General features: G+C 65.0%; 14 protein-coding genes and 1 pseudogene. 5 read left to right on the top strand and 10 right to left on the bottom strand.

Going from position 1 to position 15,736, the window contains the following annotated elements:
- Positions 1 to 119: 119 nt before the first annotated feature.
- The gene (locus PV768_RS07515) at positions 120 to 1,400 is read left to right on the top strand and encodes a wax ester/triacylglycerol synthase domain-containing protein (RefSeq protein ID WP_421092684.1); all 1,281 of its coding nucleotides are present in this window, start codon (positions 120 to 122) and stop codon (positions 1,398 to 1,400) included.
- 91 nt (positions 1,401 to 1,491) lie between these two features.
- Positions 1,492 to 2,940: a DUF222 domain-containing protein gene (locus PV768_RS07510; protein WP_421092683.1), complete on the top strand. Its 1,449-nt coding sequence runs from the start codon at positions 1,492 to 1,494 to the stop codon at positions 2,938 to 2,940.
- A gap of 54 nt (positions 2,941 to 2,994) precedes the next feature.
- Here PV768_RS07510 and PV768_RS07505 read toward each other — a convergent pair whose 3' ends face one another.
- From PV768_RS07505 to PV768_RS07475, 7 genes and pseudogenes are all read right to left on the bottom strand, one after another.
- Complete coding sequence (locus tag PV768_RS07505; protein ID WP_157240867.1) at positions 2,995 to 3,468, bottom strand: GNAT family N-acetyltransferase; 474 nt, start codon at positions 3,466 to 3,468, stop codon at positions 2,995 to 2,997.
- Between the two features lie 36 nt (positions 3,469 to 3,504).
- On the bottom strand, positions 3,505 to 5,118 hold the full coding sequence (locus PV768_RS07500) for a phospholipase D-like domain-containing protein (RefSeq protein ID WP_421092682.1): 1,614 nt from the start codon (positions 5,116 to 5,118) through the stop codon (positions 3,505 to 3,507).
- Between the two features lie 178 nt (positions 5,119 to 5,296).
- Positions 5,297 to 5,667: pseudogene (locus tag PV768_RS07495) on the bottom strand (GNAT family N-acetyltransferase); the annotation flags it as partial.
- A gap of 130 nt (positions 5,668 to 5,797) precedes the next feature.
- Complete coding sequence (locus tag PV768_RS07490; RefSeq protein WP_421092681.1) at positions 5,798 to 6,727, bottom strand: 3-keto-5-aminohexanoate cleavage protein; 930 nt, start codon at positions 6,725 to 6,727, stop codon at positions 5,798 to 5,800.
- A 23-nt stretch (positions 6,728 to 6,750) separates the two neighbouring features.
- On the bottom strand, positions 6,751 to 7,515 hold the full coding sequence (locus tag PV768_RS07485) for an SDR family oxidoreductase (protein WP_157240870.1): 765 nt from the start codon (positions 7,513 to 7,515) through the stop codon (positions 6,751 to 6,753).
- 27 nt (positions 7,516 to 7,542) lie between these two features.
- On the bottom strand, positions 7,543 to 8,877 hold the full coding sequence (locus tag PV768_RS07480) for an MFS transporter (RefSeq protein WP_421092680.1): 1,335 nt from the start codon (positions 8,875 to 8,877) through the stop codon (positions 7,543 to 7,545).
- A gap of 94 nt (positions 8,878 to 8,971) precedes the next feature.
- Positions 8,972 to 10,024 (bottom strand): LacI family DNA-binding transcriptional regulator, encoded by a 1,053-nt coding sequence (locus PV768_RS07475; RefSeq protein WP_370460573.1) that lies wholly within the window; start codon positions 10,022 to 10,024, stop codon positions 8,972 to 8,974.
- 281 nt (positions 10,025 to 10,305) lie between these two features.
- Between PV768_RS07475 and PV768_RS07470 the strand changes: the two genes are divergently transcribed.
- Positions 10,306 to 10,779 (top strand): SRPBCC family protein, encoded by a 474-nt coding sequence (locus PV768_RS07470; RefSeq protein ID WP_104999867.1) that lies wholly within the window; start codon positions 10,306 to 10,308, stop codon positions 10,777 to 10,779.
- A gap of 178 nt (positions 10,780 to 10,957) precedes the next feature.
- Positions 10,958 to 11,731: a methyltransferase domain-containing protein gene (locus tag PV768_RS07465; RefSeq protein ID WP_421092679.1), complete on the top strand. Its 774-nt coding sequence runs from the start codon at positions 10,958 to 10,960 to the stop codon at positions 11,729 to 11,731.
- A 59-nt stretch (positions 11,732 to 11,790) separates the two neighbouring features.
- Here the strand turns inward: PV768_RS07465 and PV768_RS07460 are convergent, their stop codons facing one another.
- Positions 11,791 to 12,777, bottom strand: coding sequence for an aldo/keto reductase (locus tag PV768_RS07460; protein ID WP_421092678.1), 987 nt, complete (start codon positions 12,775 to 12,777; stop codon positions 11,791 to 11,793).
- A gap of 129 nt (positions 12,778 to 12,906) precedes the next feature.
- The gene (locus PV768_RS07455) at positions 12,907 to 13,683 is read right to left on the bottom strand and encodes a peptidase (RefSeq protein ID WP_421092677.1); all 777 of its coding nucleotides are present in this window, start codon (positions 13,681 to 13,683) and stop codon (positions 12,907 to 12,909) included.
- Positions 13,684 to 14,123: 440 nt separating this feature from the next.
- Here PV768_RS07455 and PV768_RS07450 point away from each other — a divergent pair, with 440 nt between their 5' ends.
- A complete protein-coding gene (locus PV768_RS07450) occupies positions 14,124 to 14,495 on the top strand; it encodes a VOC family protein (RefSeq protein ID WP_421092676.1) in 372 nt (123 codons plus the stop codon).
- Here the strand turns inward: PV768_RS07450 and PV768_RS07445 are convergent.
- Positions 14,492 to 15,727, bottom strand: a complete 1,236-nt coding sequence (locus PV768_RS07445; protein ID WP_157240878.1) for an NYN domain-containing protein — start codon at positions 15,725 to 15,727, stop codon at positions 14,492 to 14,494. The genes PV768_RS07450 and PV768_RS07445 overlap by 4 nt on opposite strands.
- Positions 15,728 to 15,736: the final 9 nt, after the last annotated feature.

Raw genomic sequence — 15,736 nt, 5'->3', positions numbered from 1 at the left:
GGGTAGGGCGTTGCTTGTCCTTATCTGGATGCGGTGGCGTTGTGTGACGTCAGGGGCTGCAGTGATTGACTGTCCGCCCACGCGCTGACAAGCCGGTGTTTCGCGGTTACTGTCAAGGCATGCACCCGGCGACGCAAAAGCTGGCCCCTGCTGATGAGGCGAACCTGGTGCTCGACCACGCCGGGCAGGTCAACGTGTTCCTGGCCGCCTGCCTGCTCGGGCCGGGCGGTTTCCTGGCTCCGGACGGCACACCGGACATGGCGCGGCTTAGGGCGACACTCGGCGATCGGATTGCGGATTTGCCGGCGCTCCGCAAAAGAGTAATCCAAGTGGGCCGCCGACATCACTGGATTGAATCCGTGCCCGACGTCGAGCACCACATCCGCCTCGTGGAGCCCGTCGATGGTCTTGGGGGACTTCAGGACAAGTGTGCCGGGCTGACGGGGGAGCCACTGGCATGGGACCGCCCGATGTGGGAGGTCCTGGTGGTACCGGGCGCCTCAGCGACTGGCGTGGGTGTTGTGCTGCGGATCCATCATGCGGTGGCCGACGGGATGACAGCGGCGGTGATCGTGCAGCAGCTCTTTGATCCCGGGGAGCCGGGGGAGCAGCCGGCGGGTGAGGCGCCTCTGCGCCGGCCTGCAGTGGCGCCGCAGTCCCAGCCCGGGAACGATTTACGCCGCACCGTGCGTCGGGTTACGACCGGCCTGTTTCGTGTCCTCAAGACCCTGTGGGGCTCTGGCGTGGGTGGCACGGTGCTGCTCGGTGAGCGCAGCTCGCACCGCGGCGTCGCTTTTCTGCAGACAGATATCGAAGCCCTGGAGACGGCGGTGCGTCCGCGGGGTGCCACGGTAAATGACGCACTCCTCGCCGCGGCCGCGGCCGGCTTCCGGGCGGTCCTGGCGGCTTCCGGCGAGCCGATCGCCGCCCGGTTGCCGGTGTCAGTGCCGGTGGCGCTGCGGCGCCGCGGGGCTGCAGCGAACCAAGTGGGAGTCATGCTTGTGCAGCTGCCGCTCGGCGAGCCCGACCCCGACCTGCGCCTGCGGCTCATCGCCGCCCAGACCCGTGAGGAGAAGGTGCGGGCAAGGGATCAAGGCACCTTGGAGTTTATGCGCGGGCCGATCGGTGCACGCATCCTGGACCGCCTCTCCCGGAAGCAGCGTGTTGTTGCCGGGTTCGTCAGCAACGTGCCGGGTCCGAAGGGAACTTACCGCCTCGCCGGAGCCCCGGTTATCGCCCTCTGGCCCCTTGGGATTCTCCCGGGAAACGTACGGCTCGGTGTCGCGGCTGTCTCGTACGGCGGCAATCTGTGTTGCGGAATCCACTTTGACGCGTTGAACGTGCCGGGCGACGTCTTTGCGTCTGCGATGGGCGAGGAGATGGCGCGCCTGGGCGGGTGAGCGCAGGGCTGGGACGCGGCCTAAAGTGAGCGGTCGACGGCGGGAGGTCACCGCCGTCGTCGTTGTCAGACCCTCCTGCCATGGTGTGGTTATGGAAGCCGGTGTGGTTGTCGATGCGGAAGTCAGGGCCCAGCTGGCGGCTGCCGTTGGCTCGGTGGCGGGGCTGGTTGATGAGCTTGCGGGTGTTGTGGCCGGCCCGTCGGCCGCCGGTGCGCCCTACCGGCTTCCCGATGCTGATGCTGATCCGCTGCAGGAGCTTTCCGAGGCGTGCCTGGACGGGTTAGGGGTGCTGGCGCGGGTTGAGGCCGCGACGGCGGCGGCGAAAGTCCGGCTGGTGGCTGCCTACACGGAGGCCGCAGCGGTGCTGGAGGGCCCGCCGGCCAGCGCCTATGAAGCGTCGGCACGGGAAGTGAGCCGAGTGGCAGAAGTCGCCTGCGTGCTGACGATCGGTGAACGGGCCGCGTCCGCCCTGCTGGGCGAGGCCCACGCGCTGACCACGTCGTTACCGGCGGCACTCGATGCGCTGCAAACCGGCACCATCGGCTGGCAGCACGCCCGCATCGTGGTCGACGAAACAACCGGCCTCAGCCCCGCAGCCGCCTCTGCCCTGGAGGCGCACTTCTTCGACCCGGACGCGCCCCGACCGGCCCGCGGTGCCGCGCCCGGAGAGCTGGCGCCTGCCCGGTTCCGGCGTAAGGTCCGGGCGTGGCGGGAACGCCATCACCCTGAGTCGCTTGAGGCACGCCACGCAAAGAGCGTGGGGGACCGGTGGATGGAGTTCAGCCCGGACCGGGACGGCATGGCCTGGTTGTCGTTGTACCTTCCCGGAGATACGGCCTTGGCTATCTGGAACAAGTCGACGGCACTGGCCCGCGGCCTTCAAAGCCCGGGCGAACCGCGCAACCTGAGCCAGTTGCGCGCGGACATCGCCGCTGGGCTGCTGCTGGGCAGTGCGAACCAGGACGTCGGAGACGTGCCTTCCCCTAAGGCTGATGTACTGGTTACCGTTCCGGTCTTCTCCCTCCTGGGCCTTACGGACGAACCCGCCGAGGTCGATGGGCTGGGGCCGGTCCCGCCGTCGATTGCACGCAGGCTCGTTGCCGACGGTGCCAACTCGTTCTACCGCGTCCTGGTCGACCCGAGGGATGGAGCGCCGCTGGAAATCGGGCGCACCAGCTACCGGCTCCCGGAAGCGTTGAAGCGGTGGCTCAAGATGAGGGACGGCACGTGCACCTTCCCGGGCTGCAGCAACAACAGCCTGGACAATGAGGCGGACCATCTCACCGCCTGGCAGCGCGGCGGCACCACCGGAATCAGCAACCTTGGGCAGGCATGCCCGAAGCACCACCGGCTCAAACACGGGTCGGGTTGGACACCGATGCAGGCAGGAAAGGATCGGCCGCCCGGCTGGATTTCGCCGACCGGCCGATGCTATCCCGCCGAGCACCCGGACCGGGAACCACCACTCTGGCCGCCGGGCTGCCTGCCGGCAACCGATAGCCCACTGGAACAGGCCATACTGGCGCGCCTCGCCGCCTGACGCCTCGCCGCCTGACGCCCCGGGCTGTGTTTCCGGTGTCCGCTGGAGCGGGTCCTAGAGTCGGAGCTCCATGAAGACGCTGTTGGGGTCCAGGACGTAGCCGGCGAAAGGCGGGCACTCGGAAAAGCCGTTCCGGGCATACAGGCGCCGGGCGGGGGCGAAGTAGTCCTCGGTGCCGGTCTCAAGGTAGAGGCGCTCGAGGTTCCGGGTGCGGGCGTCGTCGAGGATATGGCGGAGCATCAAGGTGGCTACGCCCCGTCCCCGAGCGCCTGCCGCAGTGCGCATGGACTTGATCTCGCCGTGCCTGGGCGGGCCGGCAGGGGCCGCCAGGAGCTTGAGTGCGCCGCACCCCAGCAGGTCGCCGTCCTCACGGGCGGTCCAGAACGTGATTGACGGCGCCGAGAGGGCGGAATGGTCCAGGGCATGGACGCTTTCGGCCGGCGAGGTGGCGAACATGTCCGCCAGGTGTTCGCTGAGGAGTTGATGGACGTCGCCGCGGGCGGGGTCGTCCCGGTCAATGGAAATCATCGGCTCAAATGTACCGGCTGGCGCGGTGGATCCTGCCTAGAACTTGGTTGTGCCGCGGATTTTGCGGGGGCGGCCGTCCGGGTCCACCAGAAGGCGGTAGGCAGGGTCCGCCCAGAGACGCTGAAGGCGCGGCACGGGTTCTGTGGTGTGGTGCCGTGCATGTCCCTTGGGCCGGGGCCCGAGTCGGCCGGTTTCGTACCAATAATCCAGAGCGTCCGCGGTTGCATTCCACAGGGCGAGCCCGTCCGACGGAGCTAGTAGCCGGGGGTCATCCTGGTCCAGGCCCAGGTGTTCAGCCCAGAGCTGGAGCCGGAGCTCCTGGGCCAAGGGACGGGAAGCCCCGGGACCAGTGCCTGCGCCGGGCGCTTCCCCCTGACCAGCGGAGGTGTCGATGACCGCGCAGGTGAGCTCGCTGTCCGTGGTCCAGGACCGGCGGTTGAAGTTGTCCGATCCGCACGTGAACCAGGTGTCGTCGATGATGCAGACCTTGGCATGGACATAGATCGGCGTCCCGGCCCTGTTCTCCAGGTTGAACACGCCGAATCTGTCGGGGGCAACGCGGCGCATCTTTTCAATGGCGCGCAGCTGGCCGAGCCGCTTGGGTGGCCCTCCCAGCGGGCCGTCGGAGTCCGGGTAGCGGGGCACCACGGCGATCACGTTTAATGCGGGGTTCTGTTCGAGGGCCGCTGCGATGCCGGCCGCCACCTCAGCCGACCACAGGTACTGGTCCTCGATGTAAATCAAGGAGCGGGCCAGGCCGAAAGCTTTGGTGTAGGCCCGGGCAACGCTCCGCTCACCATCGGGTGCGAACGGGAACGGCGGATGCTTCACGCCGTAGGTGCGCAGCAGCTGCACGGCGTGATGGCCCGCCGGCGGCGGTGGCGGCGCAGTTTCCGGCAGGGGCTCGGGGTGCCGGGGCATATCGGCCATGCGCTGCAGCAGCATCCGGTAAGGAGTGCGCCGGTCCAGGGGATGGGGGTCATCCCACCGTTCCGCGAACAGTTTCAGCACATCTGCCACAACCGGGCCGCGCAGTTCCAGGGCGGCATCGTGCCAGGGAGGCTGTTTCCCGTACCGGGGATCCATCTCCACCGCCTGCGGGTCTCCCATGTGATCGGCGTCGTCCCGGCGGCTGTGGGAGAGGTCGATCCCGCCGACGAATGCGACGTCCCGGGAAGGGTCATTACGGTTGCGGATGACGAACAGTTTCTGGTGATGGCAGCCGAAGAGGCGTACCCGCTGGTCCAGCAGAACCTCGCCGCCGGCGTCGTTGATCTGGCGGCTGAGGTGCTCGTTGGACAGGTTGCTCATGGGTGCAGACACGCGCTCTCCGTGCGATCTCCACACCAGGCCGCGCACTTCCACCCCGTCCCGGGCCAGCCGCGCCAGCAACTCCCCGATGGCCGGCCCGTCCGCCGTAAGCTTTTCGTCGCCGTCGCCTCGCCAGTCGGTGAACCACACGCGGTCTCCCGCCTGCAGGGCGGACAGCTCCTCGTGGAGCCGGGCGAAGTAGGTGGCACCGTGAACCAGGGGCCGCACCAGGTTGCCCTCCGACCAGGACGGCGATCCCGCATTGCCCGCATGCACGTCGGCGGCCGCGTTGCCCCACTCGGCGGCACTCAAGAACCAGTAACCAGCACTACTGTCCACTCGTCGTTCCCTTCGGGATCCGAGGCCCGTCATTAGGCGTCCGGCCTACCAGTAGCCTACGACTGGGGCGGCCAATGTCATCGGCCCGTTGTGGGGCGTTGGCTGGGAGTAGGGAAAGCCATGTTGTCACCTCAATATCCGCAGCGCGCCCGCGCGGGCAGCCGGAGGGCCGTCCTAAGAAGCGAAGTTCCATGAAAACTCTGTTGGGATCCAGGGCGTAGCCGGCGAACGGCGGGCATTCGGTGAAGCCGTTCCGGGCATACAGGCGCCGTGCCGGAGCGAAGTAGTCCGCGGTCCCGGTCGCAAAGTAGACGATGGATTTGACCTCGCCGTGCAGCGCTGCCCCGGGCGGGGATTCGAGGAGCTTGAGTGCGCCGCACCCCAGCAGATCACCGTCCTCGCGGGCGGTCCAGAACGTCATCGACGGCCCGGACAGGGCGGAGTGGTCCAGGGGCGTGGACGCTTTCGGCCGGCGAGGTGGCGTACGTGTTCGCCGAGGAGTTGATGGACATCGCAGCGTGCTGGACCGTCCCGGTCAACGGAGATCATCAGCCTAAACCTACCTGCAGCGCATCACGCTGGATGCCTCCGCGAACGCCACCACCTGCACCGGTGACGGACGACGGCGGGCGCCTCCCGCCGTCGTCCGCTTACTACTCTTTGTGGTGAGTCCGATGCGTCAGAACCCGACGTTCCCCCTGCCCTTGAGCTGGAGAATTTCGCGTGCTTCGTCCGGCGTGGCAATCTCGAAGTTCAGCGCCTCCAGGATGGTCCGGATGCGCGTTACCTGTTCGGCGTTGGTCTTCGCCAGCTGGCCCGGTCCAATCCACAACGAGTCCTCCAGCCCCACCCTGACGTGTGAGCCCATGGCTGCGCCGATGGTGGCCAGGGGCATCTGGTTCCTGCCCGCTCCCAGGATGGACCACTCGTACTGGTCGCCCAGGAGGCGGTCCGCGGTCCGGCGCATGTGCATCAGATCCTCGGGATGGGCGCCAATACCTCCCAGGAGACCGAAAACGGACTGCACGAAAAGGGGACCCCGGGCCAGGCCGCGGGCGTGGAAATGCGCCAGGTTGTTCAGGTGCGATATGTCATAGCACTCGAACTCAAAGCGGGTGCCGTTTCCGTTTCCGATGCCGAGAATGGTCTCGATGTCCTGGAATGTGTTCTTGAAGACGAGGTCCCGGCTCTTCTCGAGGTTCTCGCGTTCCCAGTCGTGCTCGAAGTCGTTGAACCGCTCCAGCATTGGATACAGGCCGAAGTTCATTGAACCCATGTTCAGGGACGCCAGTTCGGGTTTGAAGATGGACGCCGGCCGCATGCGTTCTTCCACCGTCATGTGCGGCGAACCGCCGGTGGTGATGTTGATGACGGCATCGGTATTGGCCTTTAGCTTTTCAAGGATCGGCGCGAAGTGGTCAGGATCCTGGGACGGGCGGCCGTCCCGAGGGTCCCGGGCATGCATATGGACGATCGCCGCGCCCGCTTCCGCCGCCCCGATGGCCGCGTCGGCGATCTCCTCCGGAGAGACAGGAAGGTGCGGCGACATCGACGGCGTGTGGATGGCGCCGGTGACGGCGCTTGTGATGATGACTTTTCGCTGTGCCATGGTGTGTTCCTTGCCCGTTGCGTTTAGTAAAGCTTTTCTGTGTTGCCGTCCACCGCGAGGACCTGGCCGTTCACGTTCCGGGCCAGGCTGCTGGCGGAGAAGGCTGCCATGTTGGCGATGTCCTCCGCAGTGACCATGCGTTGCATGGATGACTGGTTGTTGTAGACCGCGGCAACGTCCTCCACGGATCTGCCCAGCATGTCCGCCTTGGCCGAGATAACAGCCTGGATCCGGGGCCCGTCTACGGCTCCGGGACAAATGGCGTTCGCCCGTATCCCCTCGGGTCCAAGCTCGATGGCCAAGGTCTTGGTGAACCCGACGACGGCCCATTTCGAGGCGGAGTAGGCGCTGCGGCCTGCCATCCCGAGGCGGCCTGCCGCTGAGGAAAGGTTCACAATGGCGGGGTCGGTCCCCCTGCGCAGCATCCCGAGGGAGTGTTTCACGCAGTAGAACTGGCCGTGGATGTTGACGTCAAATGTACGGGTCCATGCATCGCTGGTAAGCGTTTCCACCGGCCCTGTGGGGCCGGCCACCCCGGCGTTGTTGACCAGGACATCGAGGCCGCCAAGTTCAGTTTCCACAGAGGACATCAGCCGAATGACGTCTTCCTCGACGGAGGCATCGGAAACGCTGGCCTTGAAGCCGTACTTCCGGGCAGTTTCGACCGCCCGTTGATCGATATCGGTCACGTACACGTGGGCGCCAAGATCCTTGAACTTCTTTGCGATCGCCAGGCCGATTCCGTTGGCGCCGGCGGTGACAAGTACTCTTTTGCCGGAAAAGTCCATTTCTATCTCCTGAAGTGGGTGATGCGGTTACCGAGCCGAGACCGCAACGGCATCGGAGTCGGAGGTTTCCTTGTCGAGTTCGCCGTATTTCAGGAAGAACGACAGGAAGGCGCCAACGGCACAGACGGCGACGACGAACCAGAGGCCAGCCAGCTTGCTCCCGGTGGCATCCTGCATGTAGCCCATGACGTACGGGCCGAGGAATCCGCCAAAGAGGCCGATGGTGTTGACGAAGGCGATACCGCCAGCCAGGGTGGAACCGCTGAGACGGCTGGCCGGGAACGTGAAGAGAATGGGCTGCATGGCGAAGAAACAGAAGGCGCCGAGGCAGAACCCGATAAGGCCCACAACCGGGCCGGAGATGGCCCCCAGGGTGAAGCCCACACAAATGCCGATCATCGTGGTGCTCACGAGCTTTTGGGCCTTGGATCCTGTGTTGGCGAAGCGCGGAACGAAATAGGAGCCGAGGGCGGCAAAGATCCATGGAATGGCAGTCAGCAGGCCGATTTCGAATGAGGACAGATCGCCATAGGTGCCGATAATGGACGGCAGGAAGAAGGAAAGTGCGTATACGGCGATTTGCTCGCTGAGGTAGATGCCCACCACCAGGAGAATCTGCTTGTCTTTCCAGACTCCGGACAGCTTATGGGTGCCGGACGCTGCCGAGCCTTCGGCGTCTTCCGCGGCGATCCTTGCCTCAAGATCTGCGGCTTCTTCATAACTAAGGAATTTGGCCTTCGTGGGACGGTCCGGCAGCATCTTCCAGACGATGATGGCAAGGAAACACGCCGGGAGGCCTTCGATCAGGAACATCCACTGCCACCCGTGCAGGCCCCCAATTCCTTCCATATTCAGCAGCGCACCACCAAGCGGGGCACCGATGATGTTCGCAAAGGAGACGCCCAGGAGAAAGAGGCCATTCGCCTTCGCGCGCTCCTTCCGCACAAACCACTGCGTCAGGAAATACATGATCCCCGGGAACAGGCCGGCTTCGGCGACGCCGAGGAGCATACGCATGATGTAGAAGGACCACTCGTTTGTAACGAACATCATGGCGGCGGATATCAGGCCCCACGAAACCATGATCCGGGTAATCCAAAACCGGGCGCCGACCCTGTGCATGATGAGGTTCGACGGGATTTCGGAGAGTGCATAGGTCAGGAAGAAGAGGCCTGCGCCGATGCCATAGGCGGTCGCCGAAATACCGAGGTCAATTTCCAGCCTGCCTTTGGCAATGCCGATATTTGTCCGGTCCAGGAAGCTCATGATGTACGAAATGATGAGCAAGGGCATGAGCTTGCGCAGAATGAGCGTGCTGACTTCTTTTGGCGATCGCATCGCCGTTTGTCCGGGAAAGGGCATGTTTTTTCCTTAGGTGGATCGGGCAGCAAAAAGGCACACGGCGTCATTGCCACCGAACGTTTGCTGCTATCGACGGGTGATTTAGGGGGGAAGGTCAGAGGACAGCGGCGGGATTGCAGCCGCAGGTTCTGCCGATGTGCAGTTGGTGTGCACACGTCAGCGATTGGTAGAGGGTGGAGGGCTTTTCCATCCGCTTCAGGAGGATGGCAAACGCCTCGTTCGCCATTTCCTGCTGGGGTTGGATGATGGTGGTGAGGTTGATCAGCCCCGAAATGCTGTGGGGGAGACCGTCGGAACCTGTGACTGCGACGTCCTCCGGGATGCGGAGTCCCCGGGAGAGGGCATATTCCATGACCCCGATGGCAATCTCATCGCTGCCGCACACCACAGCACGCGGTTTTTGTCCCGAGGCAAATAGTCTCGCCGCAGCGACGCGTCCGCCGGTGTTGTTGAGGTGGGTGCTGATCTTCCAGCCGCCTCTGATGGTGATGCCTGCCTCCGCCGCTGTTCGGATGAAGCCCTGCTCGCGGGCCAGCGACGCGCTTGAAAGACGGGGACCAATGACGGTGGCAATGTCCTTATACCCATGCGAGATGACGTGCTCCATGATCAGCGACCCGGCAGCGATGTCGTCGATCCCAACAAAATCCCCTTCCAGGTAGGTGGACCTGCGGGACAGATAGACAAAAGGTATCTTTGCTGCCCTCAAAGTGCGCAGTGCGGTGGCGTCCTTCCTGAATGCCGCCGCAATAATGACGCCGTCCACATTCCGGGTAGCCAACGTGGACGTAATCTGGCTCATGATGTCCGCATCGTCCTGCGTGGTGGCAGTAAATACTTCATATCCAGCTTCCGCGGCTGCAGTTATGACCCCCTGCGCCCACCGCGTATACATCGGGTTGACGATGTTGGGCAGGACGAGCCCGATGACGCGCGTGCGCTGCGGATCGAGGCCGGGGCCCGAACTCCGGGGCCGGAAGCCGAGTTCGTTTGCCACGGATATGACATGGCGGCGCGTTTCCGGAGAAACGCCCGTTTTTCCATTGAGCACATACGAGACGGTGGCAGCGGAGACACCCGCGGCGCGGGCCACGGAGGCTGCAGAAACGAACCGGCCCTGTCTTGGCTCGGACAGCGAAAGCTCCACTTCTGGCACCTCCTTGGACAGCAGCGGGTTTGTGTGAACAACGTCACCTTATGAGCCCTTAAAGTCTTAAGCAACGTTAAGTAGGGCAGCAGCCCGCCATCGCCCGCGCCCACCAGACGGAAGCCGACGACGGCAGGAGACTCACGCCGTCGTCCGCGATCCTGAAGGTCTGGACACCGGTGCCCGCCGGACTTATCGTGCAAAAGTGGCGGCTGCCTGACTGGCAGGATGGCAAACTCTGCCGGTCCGCTGTTGCGGCCGTCCCTCATGAGGAGGAAGCAATGGAACACGTTGAAGAGACCGTTGAAGTAGCAGTACCGCTGCGGACCGCGTACAACCAGTGGACCCAGTTCGAATCCTTTCCGCAGTTCATGTCCGGTGTCGAATCCGTGACCCAGCTGACTGACACCACCAACCATTGGGTTACCAAGGTGGGCGGTGTGCAGCGGGAATTCGATACTGAAATAGTCGACCAGGAGCCTGACGACCGGATCGCCTGGCGCAGCACCGACGGCAAGTCCCATGCCGGCATCATCAGGTTTACGCCCCTGGATGCCAACCACACGAAGGTCAGGGTCCATTTCGAATGGGCACCGGAAACCCTCACTGAAAAAGCAGGTGCGGCACTGAAGATGGACCAGATGCAGGTGAAATCTGACATGCGCAAGTTCAAGGACTTCATCGAATCGCGCGGTACCGAAACCGGCGGCTGGCGCGGCGAAGTCGAGGACACCGGCCCCACCGGGCAGCTCTAGAAGTGCCGGGCGGCGCCGGCTGAGGAAGCGGCGCCTCGCAAACGGAAAGCGGACGACGGCGGGACCTCCCGCCGTTTGTCCGCGTCGGTGGCGCCTGCGCCCTCTTGACGTTCAAATTGGAGGCGAGGAGACTCATCCCACCGCTTTCAAGTCCGTGAAATTAAGGGCAGGAAGATCCATGGAAACCACTCCGGGACAGCTCGATACCGCCGATCTCGAGGACCGTGTCCGCTCCATGTATGAGCTGGTCGCCACTTACCCGCATCAGGAATTCCATTTCGAAACCGGGCGGGCACTCGCCGAACGCCTGGGCTACCCCACCCTGGACCTGGACCGCATTCCCGCTCCTGCCATCGAGTCTTTTGCCGGCGTGGGCTACTTCCACGACCTGGCAGCCCTGCAGCCCGGCGAATCAGTTTTGGACCTTGGAAGTGGCTCGGGCATGGACAGCTTCCTCGCCGCGCTCGCGGTAGGAGACACCGGCGCGGTGATCGGCGTCGACATGACACCTGCGCAGGTGGAGAAAGCCCGCCACCTGGGCGCGGACTTTGCCAACACGGAATTCCGGCAGGGCCGCGTCGAGGCCCCCGACGTCCCGCCGGGCACGCTGGACTGCATCATCTCCAACGGTGTCATCAACCTGGTTCCGGAGAAAGCGCGCGTATTGGACGCAGCTGCTCGAGCACTGAAACCCGGAGGCCGCCTGGTGGTTGCGGACATCGTTTCTGCGGTGCCGCTCCCCGAAAATGTCACGTGCGACGCGTCCTTGTGGGCCGCGTGCATTGGCGGAGCCATGCAGCAGGACAGTTTCCTGGCGGCGATCGAGTCGGCCGGGTTCACGGTGGACACCGTCCGCCCCAACGGGGCCTACCGCTTCCTCTCCAGCCGGGCGGTGAAGGCCACCGGCAAATACGGCGTGGCCAGCATCAGTGTGGCCGCACGCCGGGCGTAAGCTCCGGTTCACTGATGCCGACCGCCGCCACGCCGTCGTCCGCTTGCAACCGCCGCCGCTCACCGCCCGACGTAGCGCATGTGCGTATCGTTGTAGCGGTTGCCCTGCACCCCGATCCGACTGGCGACGGCGTTCAGGTCCGCCACATCATCGGCGGACAGCGCAACGGCTGTCGCTCCGGTGTTCTCCTCGAGGCGCTCCCGGCGGCGTGTGCCGGGGATGGGCACGATCCAGGGATGCTGTGCCAGCAGCCATGCCAGCGCGATCTGTCCGGGGGTGGCGTTCTTGGCGGCAGCGAGTTCCGCGACATGCTTCACCAGCGCCTGGTTGGCGGCGCGGTTCTTCGGGGTGAAACGGGGGATGGTGCCGCGGACGTCGCCTTCCGCGAACTGCGTGGACGTATCCACAGTCCCGGTAAGGAAGCCCTTGCCGAGCGGGCTGAAGGGCACGAACCCGATCCCAAGTTCGGCCAGGGCGGGCAGCACTTCCGGCTCCGGATCCCGGGTCCACAGGGAGTACTCGCTCTGGACGGCCGTCACCGGAAAGACGGCGTGGGCGGCGCGGATGGTCGCAGCCGAGGCCTCGGAGAGCCCGAAGTGGCGGACCTTGCCGGCCTGGACGAGCTCGCCCACGGCGCCGGCCACCTCTTCAATGGGCACACCGGGGTCCACACGGTGCTGGTAGAAAAGGTCCAGCGTGTCCACGCGCAGCCGGCGCAGCGACTCGTCCGCGACGCGTTTGATCTGCTCGGGTGAGCTGTCCAGCCCCACGGATTTGCCGCCCTCGATCCGCCACCCGAACTTCGTTGCGATCACTACCTCGTCCCGCACCGGCGCGAGTGCTTCCCCGACGATTTCCTCGTTGACGTAGGGGCCGTACACCTCGGCGGTGTCAAAGAAGGTGACTCCCAGGCCGACCGCGTCACGGATCACCCCGATCATCGCCTGGCGGTCCCCGGGGTTGGGGCCGTAGCCCTGCGACATGCCCATGCAGCCGAGGCCGATCGCCGAAACCTGCAGTCCCTGTCCGAGTGTTCGTGTATGCATGATGACTCCTTTGCCCCTGGCAGTCCGTGCCGGCACGCTTGTGCGCGGCCTTCCTCCAGTCAACGGCCTATCGGGCGCCTTAGGGAGTGTCTGCTGAAACAGGTAACGGCAGGCCCCCCTTAGCTGGCTTCAGATCCGCGGGACGCACTTCCCCCTGCCCAGCAGCGCAAGGCCGGCACGGTCCCCTTCCCCGAAGTCCACTCGCCCGCTGTTCTCCGCATACATCAGCTGGGTGGGGTCGTCCACATGGTCCAGCCCCACCACATGCGCCAGTTCGTGCATGATGACCGCCCTGACCAAAGCGGGCCCGTCGGGGAAAGCCAGCGTTTCAGCCAGTGCAGGCGCGTCAAGCTGGACCTGGCCAGTGACGTACACGTACGGCTCGCCTGTTACCTGGAGCGAGGAGCTTCCACCGGTTCCCGCAACCCTTCCGGCAAGGTCCGGTGCCTCCTCCGGTGTGGACCACGCAATCAGGATGGGCGCCCACTTCCTGCCGTAACGGTCAGGCTGGTACGCCGCCCGGTCCGTCGACGGGGCCTCCGTGGTAGGTCCGTCATACACAAACTGCAGGCCCGTGGCCGCGGACACGGCAGCGACGGACTGCTGGATAAGCTGGTCCGTGCCCGGCGGCGCAAGGTCCGGCCGCACCACGTAATGGATCGGACGGCACGGGTCGTAGGCAACAAACTGCTGGTCCGGGTCGGGTGACTCCTGGAGAACGTACGCGGTGGAACCTGTCGTGGCGGCCGGAACGCCGAGGGGAGACGAGGCCGCCTCAAACCCCGGGGGAGGGACATCGGCGCCGGGCAGGTGGGGCAGGGCTGCTGGCAGGACGAACCGGTCGAACAAAGTGGGCGTGAAGTAGAGCCCCGCAACGAGCGCCAGGCCCAGGACGGTGGCTGACACCGATGTCCACCTCAAGGTGCGCCCGGACCTTGTCCCGCGGTAGCTCCGCCTCTTTGATGCAACCGGGGTGGGAGCGGCGCGCCAAGGTTCAGGATCCTGCAGCTTCCCGAGCGCCTCATCAATGGCCCACTGCGGGATGCGCCCGCTCGGCGAACGGCGGACGCCCGGGATATTCAGCCCGTTGCCAGGCACGTCCGAAGAATCCCTTTTGCCAAAACCTGATACCACCGGCGCCCCCTACGCCCCCAACCCATCCTCAGGATGGTCCGCTCAGCATAATAGCTGCCGGAGGCAGTGGCCTTGACGGCGGCGCCTTCAATGCGCCTGGATGGATCTCCCCATGTTGGAAGCGGCGTTCTGCTTGTAGTCTGTTCCTGCTGCGCCGGACAGCAGCCGGCAGCACTCGGCAGTTCCGTCCCTTATGGAGAGTGGAGTAGGACATGCAGCTCGGCGCTTTTTCGGTCAGCCTGGCGGTCAAGGACATCGCGGCCTCCGCTGCCTTCTACGAGAAACTCGGCTTCAGCAGGTTCGGCGGCGACATCACGCAGAACTGGCTGATCCTGAAAAATGGTGACACGGTCATCGGCCTCTTCCAGGGCATGTTCGAGAAGAACATGCTCACGTTCAACCCGGGCTGGAACCAGGACGCCGAGGCGGTGGACCCGTTCACCGATGTGCGTGATATCCAGCGGGAACTGAAGGCCAAGGGCCTGGAGTTCGTCTCCGAGGCGGATGAGGGAGCCAAGGGCCCGGCGAGCTTTATGGTGCTGGATCCGGACGGCAACCCGGTGCTTTTCGACCAGCACGTCTAGGCATCCAGCAGCCCGCCGCTGGCCCACCGGCGCACCGCCAGCTTTTCAGCGGCATCGAACTCCAGGAGCGCCACCCGGCAGAGTTCTTCCACATTCGCCGTCCAGGCTGCTGCCAGTTCCGCGGCCGTCGCCTGGTCGCTGAGCTGGAAGTTGGCGTACGCGAGGCCCTGCAGGACGAAACTGACCGCGTTGCGCGACACCGGCTGGCCGGCACTAACGCAGTCGTCCCGCACCTGGCGGCTCAGCTCGGTGCGGTTGACCGGATGTTCACGAAGCCGGGCCGCCAAGGACTGGAAAATCTGCCGGAACTGGGACGCTGAAAGAGCCGGCACATCCGTCACGCGGGTGACCTGCTCTTCGACGCCCGGCTGCTGCTCCGCCGGCACGGGAAGATCCTCGACCGAGAACCGTTTCCCGTCCCAGACCCAGCCGCCCTGGGCTGCCGAATACTCCACGTCCTTGCCGATCTGCGAGACCCAGGTCCCGAACTTTCCGAAGCCGCCCCAGTCCGTCTTCAGGGAAGGGTCTGCCGTGAGCGCCCGGTGGGCCACCATCGCGCCGACCACCGGTCCCGGCGCGGAGCGCACGAACTCCAGGACCTCACGGATTGCCGGGGAGCTTACTTTCGTCTTGGCCTTGGCTGCGGGAGGAACCTGCGGTTGCTTCACAGACGCCATCGCATGAATGGGCTCAACCGTCGTTCCGTTGAGGATCGCAACGAAATCGTGGGACTCCACAACGTGGTCCGCCATCTCCCGGTAGGCGAACGCCACCGCGCCGGCAGCGATGACCGTCGTCATCCGGTCAGCCGCACGGAACCGCTGGATCAGGGACGTGAAGTCGGCGTCGGCCGAGGCGATGAAGAACTCTTCGATCCCGCCGCTTCCGGAGAGCGCGTCCATGGCATCGAGCACCAGGTTGATGTCCGTGCTGCTCTTCCCCCGCTGCGTGAGCGACGGGCAGTCGATCACGCGGAAACCGGCCCGGGTCCAATATGTCCGGTACTTCGAGTACACCATCGGGTTCAGGTAGCAGTTGCGGATCAGGAAGCGGCGGGGCCCCTCCCCGGAACCGCCGGCTGACAATGCGTCAGCCCAATGCTTCGGGTCTTCGGCGAACCGCTTCGCCGCCAGCGGATCGAGTGCCTGCAGGCCGGTAAAGACGTTGTCGAAATCCACAAACATCGCTGCCCGGATGCCAGGCCTGCGGGAGGGGGAGAGTGCCTCGTTCATGGGGCCAGT

Origin of the sequence: Pseudarthrobacter sp. CC4 (assembly GCF_048957775.1) — a bacterium.
Taxonomy (GTDB): domain Bacteria; phylum Actinomycetota; class Actinomycetes; order Actinomycetales; family Micrococcaceae; genus Arthrobacter.
The sequence above is the reverse complement of the archived record's forward strand: the minus strand, read 5'-3'. Positions and strand labels throughout refer to the sequence as shown.

Bases quoted from the DNA above. Each gene is read 5' to 3' on its own strand.
- PV768_RS07450 (WP_421092676.1), top strand. From the start codon at position 14,124: ATGCAGCTCGGCGCTTTTTCGGTCAGCCTGGCGGTCAAGGACATCGCG.
- PV768_RS07445 (WP_157240878.1), bottom strand. From the start codon at position 15,727: ATGAACGAGGCACTCTCCCCCTCCCGCAGGCCTGGCATCCGGGCAGCG.
- PV768_RS07460 (WP_421092678.1), bottom strand. From the start codon at position 12,777: ATGCATACACGAACACTCGGACAGGGACTGCAGGTTTCGGCGATCGGC.
- PV768_RS07480 (WP_421092680.1), bottom strand. From the start codon at position 8,877: ATGCCCTTTCCCGGACAAACGGCGATGCGATCGCCAAAAGAAGTCAGC.
- PV768_RS07470 (WP_104999867.1), top strand. From the start codon at position 10,306: ATGGAACACGTTGAAGAGACCGTTGAAGTAGCAGTACCGCTGCGGACC.
- PV768_RS07465 (WP_421092679.1), top strand. From the start codon at position 10,958: ATGGAAACCACTCCGGGACAGCTCGATACCGCCGATCTCGAGGACCGT.
- PV768_RS07510 (WP_421092683.1), top strand. From the start codon at position 1,492: ATGGAAGCCGGTGTGGTTGTCGATGCGGAAGTCAGGGCCCAGCTGGCG.
- PV768_RS07515 (WP_421092684.1), top strand. From the start codon at position 120: ATGCACCCGGCGACGCAAAAGCTGGCCCCTGCTGATGAGGCGAACCTG.
- PV768_RS07490 (WP_421092681.1), bottom strand. From the start codon at position 6,727: ATGGCACAGCGAAAAGTCATCATCACAAGCGCCGTCACCGGCGCCATC.
- PV768_RS07505 (WP_157240867.1), bottom strand. From the start codon at position 3,468: ATGATTTCCATTGACCGGGACGACCCCGCCCGCGGCGACGTCCATCAA.
- PV768_RS07485 (WP_157240870.1), bottom strand. From the start codon at position 7,515: ATGGACTTTTCCGGCAAAAGAGTACTTGTCACCGCCGGCGCCAACGGA.